Origin of the sequence: Rhizobium sp. NZLR1 (assembly GCF_017357385.1) — a bacterium.
GTDB lineage: Bacteria > Pseudomonadota > Alphaproteobacteria > Rhizobiales > Rhizobiaceae > Rhizobium.
This window is the reverse complement of sequence record NZ_CP071634.1, coordinates 173,658-186,993: the sequence shown is the minus strand read 5'-3', so window position 1 is coordinate 186,993 and position 13,336 is coordinate 173,658. Positions and strand designations below refer to the sequence as shown.

The 13,336-nt window shown below is 60.6% G+C and carries 17 protein-coding genes; 8 read left to right on the top strand and 9 right to left on the bottom strand.

Translation table 11 applies throughout. The annotated features are described in order from the left end of the window. Window positions 1–17: 17 nt before the first annotated feature. The 4 genes from J3O30_RS27500 to J3O30_RS27485 form a co-directional block, all read right to left on the bottom strand. The gene (locus J3O30_RS27500) at window positions 18–1,190 is read right to left on the bottom strand and encodes a PLP-dependent transferase (protein WP_207585571.1); all 1,173 of its coding nucleotides are present in this window, start codon (window positions 1,188–1,190) and stop codon (window positions 18–20) included. Next, window positions 1,187–1,909: a FadR/GntR family transcriptional regulator gene (locus J3O30_RS27495; protein ID WP_207585570.1), complete on the bottom strand. Its 723-nt coding sequence runs from the start codon at window positions 1,907–1,909 to the stop codon at window positions 1,187–1,189. Before J3O30_RS27495 ends, J3O30_RS27500 begins: the two co-directional genes overlap by 4 nt. A 298-nt stretch (window positions 1,910–2,207) precedes the next feature. After that, window positions 2,208–3,188 carry an NADP-dependent oxidoreductase gene (locus J3O30_RS27490; RefSeq protein WP_207585569.1) on the bottom strand — a complete coding sequence of 327 codons (981 nt, stop codon included), beginning with the start codon at window positions 3,186–3,188 and terminating at the stop codon, window positions 2,208–2,210. A gap of 344 nt (window positions 3,189–3,532) precedes the next feature. After that, window positions 3,533–4,423, bottom strand: coding sequence for a LysR family transcriptional regulator (locus J3O30_RS27485; protein WP_207585568.1), 891 nt, complete (start codon window positions 4,421–4,423; stop codon window positions 3,533–3,535). A gap of 103 nt (window positions 4,424–4,526) precedes the next feature. On the opposite strand from J3O30_RS27485, the gene J3O30_RS27480 reads away from it, so the two are divergent. After that, the gene (locus J3O30_RS27480; RefSeq protein WP_207585567.1) at window positions 4,527–5,402 is read left to right on the top strand and encodes an NmrA/HSCARG family protein; all 876 of its coding nucleotides are present in this window, start codon (window positions 4,527–4,529) and stop codon (window positions 5,400–5,402) included. Window positions 5,403–5,428: 26 nt separating this feature from the next. Here J3O30_RS27480 and J3O30_RS27475 read toward each other — a convergent pair whose 3' ends face one another. Continuing rightward, a complete protein-coding gene (locus J3O30_RS27475; protein ID WP_207585566.1) occupies window positions 5,429–6,247 on the bottom strand; it encodes an endonuclease/exonuclease/phosphatase family protein in 819 nt (272 codons plus the stop codon). A gap of 94 nt (window positions 6,248–6,341) precedes the next feature. Next, window positions 6,342–7,805 (bottom strand): phosphatidylserine/phosphatidylglycerophosphate/cardiolipin synthase family protein, encoded by a 1,464-nt coding sequence (locus tag J3O30_RS27470; RefSeq protein WP_207585626.1) that lies wholly within the window; start codon window positions 7,803–7,805, stop codon window positions 6,342–6,344. A gap of 166 nt (window positions 7,806–7,971) precedes the next feature. On the opposite strand from J3O30_RS27470, the gene J3O30_RS27465 reads away from it, so the two are divergent. From J3O30_RS27465 to J3O30_RS27450, 4 genes are all read left to right on the top strand, one after another. Next, the gene (locus J3O30_RS27465; protein ID WP_207585565.1) at window positions 7,972–8,613 is read left to right on the top strand and encodes a UdgX family uracil-DNA binding protein; all 642 of its coding nucleotides are present in this window, start codon (window positions 7,972–7,974) and stop codon (window positions 8,611–8,613) included. 143 nt (window positions 8,614–8,756) lie between these two features. Further along, complete coding sequence (locus J3O30_RS27460; RefSeq protein ID WP_003574663.1) at window positions 8,757–9,011, top strand: DUF2934 domain-containing protein; 255 nt, start codon at window positions 8,757–8,759, stop codon at window positions 9,009–9,011. A gap of 134 nt (window positions 9,012–9,145) precedes the next feature. Then, the gene (locus tag J3O30_RS27455) at window positions 9,146–9,328 is read left to right on the top strand and encodes a hypothetical protein (RefSeq protein WP_207585564.1); all 183 of its coding nucleotides are present in this window, start codon (window positions 9,146–9,148) and stop codon (window positions 9,326–9,328) included. Window positions 9,329–9,338: 10 nt separating this feature from the next. Beyond that, window positions 9,339–9,512 carry a hypothetical protein gene (locus tag J3O30_RS27450; RefSeq protein ID WP_207585563.1) on the top strand — a complete coding sequence of 58 codons (174 nt, stop codon included), beginning with the start codon at window positions 9,339–9,341 and terminating at the stop codon, window positions 9,510–9,512. A 28-nt stretch (window positions 9,513–9,540) separates the two neighbouring features. On the opposite strand, the gene J3O30_RS27445 is transcribed toward J3O30_RS27450, so the two are convergent. Beyond that, a complete protein-coding gene (locus J3O30_RS27445) occupies window positions 9,541–9,894 on the bottom strand; it encodes a hypothetical protein (RefSeq protein WP_207585562.1) in 354 nt (117 codons plus the stop codon). Window positions 9,895–10,036: 142 nt separating this feature from the next. Between J3O30_RS27445 and J3O30_RS27440 the strand changes: the two genes are divergently transcribed. The 3 genes from J3O30_RS27440 to J3O30_RS27430 are packed head-to-tail and all read left to right on the top strand — an operon-like array spanning window position 10,037 to window position 11,431. Then, window positions 10,037–10,351, top strand: a complete 315-nt coding sequence (locus tag J3O30_RS27440) for a plasmid stabilization protein (protein WP_207585561.1) — start codon at window positions 10,037–10,039, stop codon at window positions 10,349–10,351. 58 nt (window positions 10,352–10,409) lie between these two features. Next, complete coding sequence (locus J3O30_RS27435; protein WP_207585560.1) at window positions 10,410–10,700, top strand: DUF3175 domain-containing protein; 291 nt, start codon at window positions 10,410–10,412, stop codon at window positions 10,698–10,700. 5 nt (window positions 10,701–10,705) lie between these two features. Beyond that, window positions 10,706–11,431, top strand: coding sequence for a glutathione S-transferase (locus J3O30_RS27430; protein WP_207585559.1), 726 nt, complete (start codon window positions 10,706–10,708; stop codon window positions 11,429–11,431). Between the two features lie 12 nt (window positions 11,432–11,443). On the opposite strand, the gene ligD is transcribed toward J3O30_RS27430, so the two are convergent. Both ligD and J3O30_RS27420 read right to left on the bottom strand, forming a co-directional pair. Next, window positions 11,444–12,322 (bottom strand): non-homologous end-joining DNA ligase, encoded by an 879-nt coding sequence (gene ligD / locus J3O30_RS27425; protein ID WP_207585558.1) that lies wholly within the window; start codon window positions 12,320–12,322, stop codon window positions 11,444–11,446. Next, a complete protein-coding gene (locus J3O30_RS27420) occupies window positions 12,319–13,326 on the bottom strand; it encodes a DNA topoisomerase IB (RefSeq protein ID WP_207585557.1) in 1,008 nt (335 codons plus the stop codon). The genes ligD and J3O30_RS27420 overlap by 4 nt, the downstream gene beginning before the upstream one ends. Window positions 13,327–13,336: the final 10 nt, after the last annotated feature.

Sequence of the window (13,336 nt, the reverse complement as noted above, 5' to 3'; positions counted from 1 at the left end):
TAGGTTTCTCTCAGGTTTCAGGATTGTGAGGCGGCGGCGAGCGCCTCCTCGATGTCTCTCCACAGGGCCTCGGTTCCTTCGAGGCCGACATGGAGGCGTACGGATCGCGCATGGATGCCGAAGGCATGTGCGGAATTCGGCTGTGCCTTCTGCTGAAGCACCACCTCGCCCGGTACGATCAGGCTTTCATGTCCACCCCAGCTTACACCCAATTTGAAGAGCTTGAGGTGATCGGCAAAGGCGCGGATATCGACACCCTCGCGGAAGATGAACGAAAACAGGCCCGAGGTGCCATTGAGCCCGGCGGGCAGACGGTTGGCGAGGCCGGGATGGCAGACCGTCTCCACGACCTCGAGCTTCTGCAGGCGCCTGGCGATTTCAAGCGCCGATGCCTCATGCGCCCGCATGCGTAGCGGCAGCGTGCGCAGGCCGCGGATCAGGAGCCAGGCGTCGAACGGCGATAGCTTGCCGCCGAGATAGGGATAGGCTTCGGCCTTGATGCGGGCGATCATCGCCTTCGAGCCGGCAACGATCCCCGCCACCACATCACTGTGGCCGCCGAGGTATTTCGAGGCGGAATGGATGACCAGATCGACGCCGAGCGTTAGCGGCCGCTGGAAGAACGGGCTTGCCCAGCTGTTGTCGATCATCGAGACGATGCCATGTTGCCTGGCGAGGGCCGCGAGCGCACCGATATCATGCGCCTCCATCACCCAGCTCGTTGGGCTTTCCAAGTAGAGGAGCTTGGCGCCGGGCAGCGCCCTGGCGACCGCTTCCTCGTCGCGCCCATCGACATAGGTCACCTCGATCTTCATCCGCTTGAGGATCGTGCCGAACAGGCGGAAGGCATCGGGATAGACGTGTTTGACGGCGACGATGCGGTCGCCCGGTTCGACAAAGCTCAGCACCGCAGACGAGATCGCCGCCATGCCGCTGGCAAAACCCAGCGCATCCTCGGCACCCTCGAGCTTGGCCAGCATTTCCTCGAAGGCGCGCACCGTCGGGTTCAGCCCGCGCGTATAGGTCGGCCGCACCTTCTCGCCGCGATAGACGGTGATCATCTCGTCGTAATCGGAAAAGGTGAAAAGCGAGGTCTGGAAGATCGGCGGCACGACGGCGTCGGCAAAATTGCCGTCGTCGTGGGCGGTGATGAGGGAAGCAAGATCGAACGGGTCTGCGCCGCTGCTCATTTGGACATTTCCTTGATGTCTTCCTCGACGATATCGAGAATTTTCAATGTTTCCACGCGCGCCGCCTCGGCATCCCCGGCCGCGATCGCGTTGAAAAGGGTGCGGTGAAAAGGGAAGGACCGGCGGGCGAAATCCTGCCGGTCGAAGGGATGTTCCCAGAAGCGCTCGAAGGTCTCGCGCATCTGCTCGAGCAACTGGCGAAACAGCGGATTGTGGGTGGCGTCGTAGACGGCGAGATGGAAGGCCAGATCCTCCGGCCCGGAGGTGCCCTTCTCCAGGTGCACGTGCTCCATGGCGTTCAGTTTCTCTTCGATGACGACCAGATCCTTCGCCGTGCGCCGGCGGGCCGCGACCATGCCCGCTTCGCATTCGATGCCGCGGCGAACTTCCAGCGTCTGCAGCAGCGCATCGCGCAGATGCACTGCATCGAACGACAGCGGCATATGGATCGTCGCTCTGGACACCGGCTTCAGCAGATAGGTGCCGCTGCCCTTGCGCGTCTCGATAACGCCCAGCGCCTGAAAGTGACGGATCGCCTCGCGAATGGTCGAACGCCCGACGGCAAGAGCCGCCATCAGCTCACGCTCGGTCGGCAGCCGGTCTCCCGCCTGCAGCCGCGCTTCCTCAACATAATCCGCCAGCGCGTCGGTCACCTGACGCGCGCGGTCCATGGCGGGAAGCGGCCGGATCACCGGCCTATCGCTACGATTTGCCTTCATGGTTCCCCATTTTCTTATCAGGCAGTCAGGCTCTTGAATTGGTCTGACATCTTAGCATTTCTCAAAGTGGGGGAGGCGTCAAGGGGTGTTGTTGGTGTCGAGTTGCTCAGAATTTCCGGACAATATTGGAGAACTTTCGAAAAAACCCTCGTAAGATATTCGGAGATCGGGAGAATCACCCAGAAGGGGGCAGCCATGCAGCAGGTAGAGGATGGGCTTGAACACGGCGTCGCTCATGAGAACGCCTTCCGGTAAGGATGTAGGGCCTCAGTCGGAATGAAGAGCGCGAGAATAGTAATCAGCGGGTGAGGTCTGCGACGATCTTACCCGGCGCGTGGCCGGTACGATTGCGCTCGATTGCAGAGGCAAGATCATCGAACCCGACTACCTCGGCGATTGTCGATTGCAAAGTGCCCGCGTCGACCTGCTGAGCGATGGCAGCCAGACGCGAGGTGTCGGGCTTATTCGACAGAAAGACGCCCCGCCGACCATCCGGCGCACGCGATGCGACGTCTGGTGCCGCGATGCTCACGAGCAGGCCGTTAGATGACAACAGCGCCCAAGATGGGTCCAGAACCTTGCCGCCGACCAGATCGACGACGAAGTCGATCTTGCCTGTGAGGTGCTCCAGGGTCTGATGGCGGTAATCGATCACCTCGTCTGCACCCAGGGCTTCCACATGCAGAAGGCTTGTGGTCGAGGCAGTGGCATAGACGAACGCTCCCGCCGATTTGGCGAACTGAACGGCAAAGCCGCCCACCCCGCCAGCCGCACCCTGAATCAGCACCCGCTGTCCAGACAGGTCGAGATCCGCGGCCTGAATGACATGCCAAGCCGTCATAGAGGCCACTGGGATAGCTGCAGCCTGGACGTCAGACAGGCCCTCCGGGGTCTGGACGAGTTTGCCGGCCTCGATGACAAGATGGTCGGCGTAGGCTCCGACGCCACCGAGGGCGGCCATGACCCGATCCCCAGCCTTCACGCCTGTGACGCCGTGGCCGGTCCGAAGCACGACGCCGGCCATTTCGATGCCAAGCGTCGCGGGCAGGGTTAGCTTGAAGCGCTCGCGGAGATAGCCTTCACGGATTTTCCAGTCGATGCCGTTTACTGCGGCGGCCTTGACCGACACCAAGACCTCGCCCGGGCCCGGCTCGGGCGAGGATACCCTATCGACTGTCAGGGATTCGGGCCCGCCATAGGCTTGAAGACGTAAGGCCCGGCCGGTGGCAAGCGGTGTAGTGTTTGGATCGGTGGGTTCGAAATCAGGCGAATTGTTCATGTGGATCTCCTTCTGGGGTGAAAGATATGAGTCCAAAATTTGAGCCACAAGTCGTCGCAATGGGACAGTCCGTCTCGCAGAAGAGACACATCGTCTTCAGGCGTGCCTTTGATTCGGCAGACCGTGGCGCTAGCCACCAGTTGGCATGCTCGACATTGTCTGATTATCTGCTGGTGAAGTGTGCCCCCTTAGGGGATAGGATTCGGGACGAAGTACGCCTCTGAAAGTCTCACTCAGATTGGACGATGTCTGTATTAACCGCTTCTGCAACGCGTTTAGTCTTATTATTAAGCAGTGGGCAATTATGGTCTGAACGACATTCAGGCCCGAAAGCTGCCCTCTCATCATCTGGCGATAAAGGCGGCCAGTTCGTCAGGTGTTCCGTTTGGAAAAGCCTGTTTTAGAAAATCCAGGAACGCGGAGACTTTTGGGCTTAGCAGTCGGCGAGAGGGATACAACGTCCATAAGGCTATCTCGGGACCGTCGAAATCGCCCCAATTCACCAACCTCCCGTCAGTGATATCTTGCGCCACCAACGAGATAGGAAGACGTGCCGCACCGACACCGATACGTGCCGCATCCCTGACCATGATAAGAGATGCGAGACCGAGTACAGGATCGATTGAAATCGAGGAGAGACCATTGGGTGTCTTCAGGCGCCATGTTTGTTGCTCGCCCGCCCCACGTATGACGCCAGGAGCGACAGAATCTTTTGTTGGACGCGGCAGGTCGGGGCTTGCTACGACGACAAGCCGATCCCGAAGAAATGCTCGCCCGATCAGGCTTTCATCAGAATCTGGATTGACCCGAATGACCAGATCGTAACCTTCCTCGATCATGTCGACAGGTCGATCCTCGGATGTGACCTCCAGCCGTACCTCGGGATATTTCAGTGCGAATTGAGCTGCGATTTTACCCATCGCGCTCTGAGAAAAAAGCACAGGCGCACTAATGCGCAGCTTTCCTTTGGGTGTTTGGCCGCCGGATGCGATCGCCGACGTGGTCTCGTCGAGTTCGGCGAGCAATCTCCCTGTCCGCTCGAAAAGCGCACGCCCCTCTTCGGTCAGTTTGAGGTTCCGCGCGCCCCGCTCAAACAGCCGAAGGTCAAGGCTGCTTTCCAACTCTGCGACGCGGCGGGACAGTGTTGCTTTGGGCCTTCCGGTCGCTCTTGCGGCTTTGCCGACCCCCCCGTGGCGGGCGACTAAATTAAAATCAGCAAGCGCAAGAAGATCCATAGGTGTCCCATCAGTGAGATAGTGTGTCCAAATTATCCGTCTATCGCACCGTCAGTGAACCACACACATTGGACATGTCAATCAATTTAACAGGAGAAACCCTATGACTATTCTCGTTACCGGCGCTACAGGCAACATTGGCCGTCAAGTCGTCGAACACCTTGTCAAGCGCGGTGCGGATGTTCGCGCCCTCGCTCGCGACCCATCGAAAGCCACGTTTCCGGACGGTGTGTCCGTCGTCCAGGGTGACTTTCTCGATGTCGATTCGCTACGCACCGCCATGTCCGGCGTTTCCACCTTGTTCCTTTTGAACGCGGTCGTGCCGGACGAATTCACGCAGGCCCTCATCGCGCTGAACGTCGCCCGATCGGCTGGCATCGAGCGCATCGTCTACCTCTCCGTGATCCATGCCGACGTCTACGTGAACGTACCGCATTTCGCTGGCAAGTTCAGCGTCGAGCGAATGATCGAGCAGATGGATTTCAAGGCCACAATCCTCCGTCCGGCCTACTTCATGCAGAACGATCTGATGGTGAAGGACGTCATTACCGGGTACGGCGCTTACACGATGCCGATCGGCCCCAAAGGCCTTGCCATGATCGACGTTCGTGATATCGCCGAAATTGCTGCCCTTGAGCTGCTGCGTCGTGAAAATGCCTCAGAGCCGCTCCCAATCGACCGGATTAACCTTGTCGGCCCACAGGTGTTGACCGGAACGGATATTGCCGCCATCTGGTCAGACGTGCTTGCCCGCTCGATCAACTACGGCGGCGACAACACTGAAGGCTTCGAGCAGAATCTGAAGCAGTTCGTACCAGCCTGGATGGCCTACGACATGCGTCTGATGGGCGAACGATTTATGACCGACGGGATGCTTCCCGAGGCCGGCGATGTGGCGCGCCTGACTGCATTGCTTGGCCGACCTCTGCACCAATACCGCGACTTTGCGCTGGAAACAACTACAACGCAGCGCCGGTAGCGGATTCTGCTGCGGGAATTTCGCACTTAGCCGCCGGCTGCCGGCCCCAGATCGATCAGCGCCTTGATCGGCAGATGATCCGAGGCAATACGCGCCAGCGGCGTGTCATGCGCTTCCACCTCCGAGATGATCCCCTTGCGGTTGGCGATGATGCGGTCGAGGGCGAGGAGCGGCAGGCCGGCGGGGAAGCTGGGGACGGCAGGCGGCAGTTCTCCGAAGGCGGATTGGAAGGTGTTGAGGGACGAGCGGTCGCCGAGCCGCCATTCGTTGAGGTCGCCGAGCAGGATGGTCGGCATCTCCTGCCTGTCGTTGATGAGGTCGACCAGCATTCGGGCCTGCTGGGCTCTGTTATGGCGCAGCAGGCCGAAATGCGCGGCGATGATGCGCAGCACCCCGCCCTCTTCGAGCTCGATTTCGGCGACCAGCGCGCCGCGCGGCTCCAGCCCCGGCAGCTTGACCTGGTGCACGTCATGCACCAGCCCCTTCTTGAAGAGCACGACATTGCCGTGCCAGCCATGCGCCTTGGCCATGCCCGCAATCGGCACCGGGATCAGCCCGGTTTCCCGTTCCAGCCGGCCGAGATCGAGAATGCCGGTGCGCTCGCCGAAGCGCGTATCGGCCTCCTGCAGGGCGATGACGTCGGCACCGATTTCATGAATCACCCGGCTGGTACGCTCCGGATCGAAGCGACGGTCGGTGCCGATGCACTTGTGCACGTTATAGGAGGCGATCAGCGTTCCGGCGCTGCGCGGTCTTGTCTCCGTATAGGCCGGGTCGAGCCGCTTTTTCCTGCTCCTGATCGAAGCGAGAATGCTGGCGGGAAGATTGACTTTTCTGGCGTGCATCGGAAGGCGCAGTCATTCCGTTGATCAAAAAGGGCTTCTCTCCGCAGTATAGGAGGGCAACGGGAACTTGCCATGTCCGATCACAAATAATCCTTCAGAGATAGGGTGAGCCCAGCCATAGCACCTTCTCGAGCAACCGCACCGGGAAGGGTCGCGCCCGCAAACCGTCCAGCGTCACCAGCGTTGCCGATTTCAGGGTTTCCTCGATATGCTCGTCGATCTCGCCGGCAAAACCCTCGTTCAGCACTTCGAGATCGACCTCGAAATTCAGCCTCAGCGAACGCGGATCGAGATTGGAAGAGCCGACATAGGCCCAGGTGCCGTCGATCGTCAGCAGCTTCGAATGGCTGAAGTTGCCGGTCGAGCGCCAGATGCGGCAGTAATTCTTGAGGATCTGATCGAATTGCGCCGTCATCGCCCGGTCGACCAGCACCAGGTTGTTGACTGAGGGAACGACGATATCGACTTCGACGCCGCGCCGCGCAGCCGTCACCAGGGCGCTGATCAGTTCGCGGTCCGGCAGGAAATAGGGCGACATGATGCGGATCGATTGGCGCGCCACGGAAAAGGCGCCCATCAGCATCTTGTGGTTGGTCTCGACGCTGCGATCCGGCCCGGAGGCGACGACGCGCATCAGGATCGGATCGCCGGGGCTGCGCTGCGGCGGTTCGATGCGCCAGGCCTCGCCGTTCAACAGCTCCTGCGTGGAAAAGCGCCAGTCTTCGGCGGCAAGATCGAAAAGGTCGGCAACCACTGGGCCGGTGACGCTGAAATGCGTGTCGTGAGCAAAACTCTCACCCGTCGCCTCCTCGCTGAAACCCGCGCGGATGTTCATTCCGCCTGTCAGCGCGATCTTCCCGTCTCCGATCAGGATCTTGCGGTGGGTGCGCAGATTGGCATAGGGCAGCCGCAAGCCCATGATGACGTTGCCGTTGAAGACGGCGACGGTGACGCCGCCCTCCCGGAGATGGCCGAGAATGCTCGGCACCGAATAACGCGCTCCGACCGCATCGATCAGCACCCGGACCTCGACGCCGCGCTTTACCGCCGCAATCAGCGCATCGGCGATGCGAAGGCCGACGACGTCGCGGTCGAAAATATAGGTTTCAAGCAGGATGCTGCGCGCCGCCTCGTCGATGATCGATTTCATCGCCGCATAGGCCTCGTCGCCGGTCTCCAGCACGTCGATCGTATTGCCTGAGGTCAGCGGATTGCGCGTCACCCGGTCACCGAGCGTCTGCAGCGCCGCAAAGCGGCGGCCGAACTGGCTGATCACCGTCTCGGCCTCGGCATCGAACGTCTCCAACTCGTCGATTTCGGCCGCAAGCAGCAGCGCGTCGCGGCGGATGCTCAGCGATTTGCGGCGGATACGGTTGATGCCGGCAATCGCATAGAGCACCGCACCGATGATCGGCGACAGGATGATGACGCCGACCCAGCCGATCGCCGCACGCACCTCCTCCTTGGTCATGGCAGCATGGATCGCCGCCGCGGCCCCCATGGCGATCGAAACAACAAAGAGGATATGCGGCCAGTAGGTCGACAGGAGATAGAACATCGCTGGCCAATATAGCCGCGAAACGGCAGCGTTCAATCGCGCCGGCTCTCTCCCATGACGCGAAATTTTTCGCGGTGATCATTTTCCAGGCTGGCGAGATCAATCGCGAGGGCAGGAACCATCCCGGCACAGATCGATTGATCCCAAGGAGATGAGGATCGCCATCATGAACATAGCCGCAACCGTCGGTCCTGCCCTGGCGCTCGATGTCGCCGATGCCGACAGCATTGCCGAACTGCGGCATCAGGCCGAAGGCTGCACCCGCTGTGATCTCTACAGGAACGCCACGCAGATCGTCTTCGGCGAAGGGCCAGGGAAAGCCGAGATCGTCCTCGTCGGCGAACAGCCGGGCGATCGGGAGGATCTGACCGGAAAGCCCTTTGTCGGTCCCGCCGGCCAGTTGCTCGATCACTGTCTGGAAGAGGCGGGTCTCGACCGCCAGCGCTGCTATGTCACCAATGCCGTCAAGCACTTCAAGTTCACGCCGCGGGGCAAACGGCGGCTGCATGCAAAACCCAATGCCGGCGAGATCCGGCGTTGCGCCTGGTGGCTCGGCGCCGAGCTCAACATCCTGCAACCGAAACTCGTCGTGGCGCTCGGCGCAAGCGCGGTTTATGCGCTGCTCGGGCCGAAGGTGAAGCTGACGCCGGCGCGCGGCCATATTCTGCAGCCGGCAAACCATTCGCCTGTGCTGGTCACCATCCACCCCTCCTATCTCTTGCGCATTCGCGACGAGGCAGAACGGCACAGGCTGCGGCTGGAGTTCGTGTCAGATCTGCACAAGGCGGCGGAGTTTGGGGCGCGCTGAGCGCCTCTTCTCAACCCTATTATGCTGCATTGCGAAATATTTCCGGTTGTGGGGGCGATTTCGCTTGAAACAGCTCCGTTCATCTGGAACCATCCAGGCAGTATCGCGTTCGAACGACCGCATCATGTGACTGGAGATCAGCGATGGCAGAAACTCGAGACGAGTGGATCAAAAAGCGTGCATATGCCCTCTGGGAAGAAGAGGGCTATCCGACCGGGCGAGAATCCATCCATTGGGAACAGGCACGACACGAGCGCGAAGCGCTCGAAGGCTCTGCTGCCTCTTCCGATGGGAAGGAAGTCAAGCCCAAGGCGAAGCGCAGCGTCGCCGGCAGCAAGACCAACGGCGTCGTGACACCGGCGCCGAAACGGACCGCGAGCCGCAAAACGGCGCTCTGAACCTGAATACCGAGCACTTGGATTAAAAAAGGGCGTCGTCGCGGCGCCCTTTGATGGTTTTCGTCATAAGATTGAATTAGTTGCGCTATATGGAATTGGAAGGTGGGCTTCCACGCGGGGTGAACAGAGGCCGGATGACGCTGCAAGTTTTGAAGCTTCCCAAAAAAGTTGAGCCCTCGCCCGTTAACCGGGAACCAGAACATACACCGGTTGTTTATGGCGAAACCGGGGAAGTTGCCATGAACGACGGCCAGTCCGATATCCTCTCCGTCCCGCTCGTCGCAGCCAGCGGCCGCTCTTCGACCGCGCTCGTCTAGAGGGATGGAGATGTCGCTCCTCATCATCGCCGCACTGCTCTACCTCGGTCTCGCGCTCGGCTTCATCCTTGTCGTCGACAATCTCGTCGGGCTGATTTTCCGCGATCCCCGCGCACCGGTGCAGCCGCGCTCCTTCGACATTGGCCGTGCCTTCGCTGCATCGCAAAAGCTCTATCGAAAATAACAGGTCGCAGGCATCCTCCCAGCTCGTTTTACGCAAGAGCGGCGCCGTCGAATTCGGGATATTTGCGCATCAGATCCACCTCACTGGTGCAGCTGTCGTCGCGCGCCGTCAGTTCGATCGAGATCGTGTCGGCGGGATCAAGGCGGCCGCTGTCGTGATGGTTGGCACCATCGTGATAGACGGGAATACGCGCGCCGCTCTGGCTGACCAGAACGGCATCCCGCTCGAAACCTCTTTGCAGCAACCAGTCACGCGGCGCCATCAGGCGGATGTCGACCTCGTAGGAGTGCTCCTTGAGGCTGACGGTATAGGTAACCGGTGACACTTGGCCGTTGACGTCGATCGCGCCGTTTCCATCGGCTTTGACGATGTGGTTTTCCATGTTCTCGGCTCCTGTTTGTGGGCGGTTTTCCCATCTGGAATGGAGCGAACGCGGCTTTCGTTCCGATATCCGAGCCACCCTACCGCCGGAACTTTCGGCCTCAGCACCAGTTTGATCCCTGTGCACACCAGAGGAGGCGACGATGCCGAGAGGTGACAAATCCGCCTATACCGACACGCAGAAGCGCAAGGCCGAGCACATCGAGGAGGGCTACGAAGATCGCGGCGTCTCCGAGAGAGAGGCTGAGCGGCGTGCCTGGGCGACGGTCAACAAGGAAAGCGGCGGCGGCAATAAATCCGGTTCCGGCCGCGGCAAGACGGATACGCACGGCTCCGCCCAAAAGGGTGGTCACATCGGCGGCGCTGCATCCGCCGCGCGCTCGAAGGAGGAACGGTCAGCTTCGGCGAAGAAGGCGGCCGCGACGCGCGAGCGTCATGAACACCACAGCCACCACTAACAAAAGGTGCGACTGGCGGTGATCTGCCGCCGGCCGCATCCGACAAAGGATTTTAGACATGGCCAAGTCGAAGAAAAAATGGTCGCGAGATGTCACTGAACACAGCGATGCCATGGACCTGAAGGAAGGCGTGTTCAAATCGGACGATCCGAAGAAGATCGCCCGCTCCGTCAAGCACTCGTCCGAGGAGAGCCATCGGCGCAAGTCGAGCCCGTTCCGGGCGGCCATGTCGATGCTGACCTTCTACATCAACCGCGCCGGCGACCAGCTGACGAAAAAGCGGCGCGGCACCCTTGAAAAAGCCAAGGACGAACTGCGAAAAGACTTCGATCGTCAACCGAAGAAATGAGCACCATGGCATACGAGCTTTATTATTGGGACGGCCTGCAAGGCCGCGGCGAATTCGTCCGGCTGGCGCTTGAGGAAGCCGGCGCCGACTATGTCGACGTCACCCGCGAGCCTACGCGGGGGACGGACGCCATGTTCGCCCTCATGGATAGCGAAAGCGAACCGCATATTCCCTTCGCCCCGCCTTTCCTGAAGGACGGCGACCTGATTATCCCGCATGTCGCCAACATCCTGTTTTACCTCGGCCCGAAACTCGGCCTTGCGCCTGAGGACGAAGGCCTTCGCCATGTCGCCAACGGGTTGCAGCTCACCATCACCGATTTCGTCGCCGAGGTGCATGATACGCATCACCCGATCGACACGTCGCTTTACTACGAGGATCAGAAGCAAGAGGCGAAAGCCCGCTCCGCCGCCTTCATCCGCGATCGCATTCCGAAATTCCTTGGTTATTTCGAGCGTGTTCTGCGGCAGAACCCTGACGGCCTCGACCATATTGTGGGAAATGCGCTCACCTATGTCGACCTCTCGCTCTTCCAGATAATCGAGGGCCTGATCTATGCGTTTCCGAAAGCCATGGCGAAGCGCAAGGCGGAATACCCGGCGCTGCTGGCCCTGCATGATCGAGTGGAAAAGCGTCCGAACATCGCCCGCTATCTCGCTTCGCCTCGCCGCTTGGCCTTCAACGAGGACGGGATTTTCCGGCATTATCCCGAGCTCGACAGCGCGGGGTGAGTGAAGAGCGGTTCATTCCAGCGGCATGGCCGCATCGAAGAAATCGCCCCATGGGTCCTTCGGCCGGGTCTTCATTTGCTGCGGCACGTTGGCAAGCGTGAAGGCGGCCGGGCCGCTGACTTCGTTCAAATCAGACCAATCGAGCGGCATCGAAACCGGAGCCCCCAGTCGTGCCCGCGTCGAATAGGCCGCGACCGCCGTGCTGCCGCGGCCGTTGCGAAGATAATCGATATAGATGTGCCCGCCGCGTTTGGCCTTCGTCGCGGTCGACAGATATTTTTCCGGCGCGTCAGCCGACATGCTTTCTGCAAGTGAATGGGCAAAATCCTTCACCTCGGCCCAGCCGGCCTTCGCCGCGAGCGGCGACACAACATGCAGTCCCTTGCCGCCTGATGTCTTGACGAAGGCGGCAAGGCCCCGCGCTTCCAGTCGCGCCTTCACGTCAAGCGCTGCCGAAATCACCGCGCTCCAGGCGACGTCCTCGCCGGGATCGAGGTCCATGGTGATCATATCCGGCTTTTCCCAATGATCGGTCGTTACGCCCCAGGGATGAATTTCGAGCGCGGCCGATTGCACCAGCGCCACCAGGCCGTTGAAATCGGCGATGCGCAACAGCTTTTCGCCGTCCGTTTCCTGCGGATCGGCGATCTCCTCGATATGAGGATTCATGCCCTTCCAGGCATGTTTCTGGAAAAACCGCTGGTGGCCCTTTATTCCGTCCGGCAAACGCAGCAGCGCCAGGGGCCGATTGACGAGATAAGGCGCCATGAATGGCCAGACCGCCGCATAATAGTCCGCGAGCGCCTGCTTGGTCACACCCTCGTCCGGCCAGTACAGCCGGTCGGGATGGGTCAGCACGACGTCGGATGCGGATGGATTTTTCGGGCTCATTCCTCAATCTCGCGTGTGAGAAAATCAAGTAGCCTGTTTTCCTCGGCCCGCAAGCCCCGCAGCGGCTCGTTGCTGCTCTCGATCAGCGGATGATCATTGCCGGCGAGCGCGATGATCGCCGGATGGATATAGCTCGAGCGCGAGATCGCCGGCGTGTTGTGCAGTGCCTCTGCCGAGGCCTCCGACATCTGCTTTACCGTCGGCCTGGAACCACAGACAATCGCCTCGCGCGCCGCTCCGAAGGCCGCCAGCGACCCTGCCCAGGTGCGGAAGGTTTTCGCGGAAATCGGGATTCCCGATATCTCGGCCAGATAGGCGTTCAGCCGGCCGGAATCGATCGGCTTCAGCGCAGCGTTTTCATCCTTCCAGACGAAAAGCTGGCGGCCGGGCAGGTCCGCGATCTCCTCCAGGATCTTCTGCAGCCTGGGATGTTTGAGACTGCGCTGGACGCGCTTGCCGCCCTTGGCGCGGAATTTCAGCTCGATCTGCCCGTCGACGATCTTCAAGTGCCGCTTGAGCAGCGTCGTTGCGCCATAGGTGCCGTTTTCCCTGACATAGGCCTGGTTGCCGACGCGCAAGTGCGCCTCGTCGAGCAGCGTCGTCAGGGCCGCCAGCACGCCGTTGACATCCTCGGTGCCGGTGTCGAGATGGCGCAGCACAGTGCGGCGTATCTTCGGCAGCGCCCGGCCGAACTCGATCAGCTGATGGAATTTCCCGGCACTGCGGAAAGACTGCCATTCCTTGTGATAGCGATATTGCTTACGCCCGCGCGCATCAATGCCCGTCGCCTGCAGATGGCCGTTTTCGTAGAGGCAGATCCAGACATTCTCATAGGCCGGCGGCAGACCAAGCGCGCCGATGCGCGCCCGCTGCAATTCATCGGCAAGCGTCGTGCCGTCGGGCATCACATAGCTGAAGCCCTTGCCCTTCCTTCGTCTGCGGATGCCTGGTTCGGTATCGCTGACATAGACGAGACCAAGTTCGGTGATGGCTTCGGCATTCATCTTCTCTGCG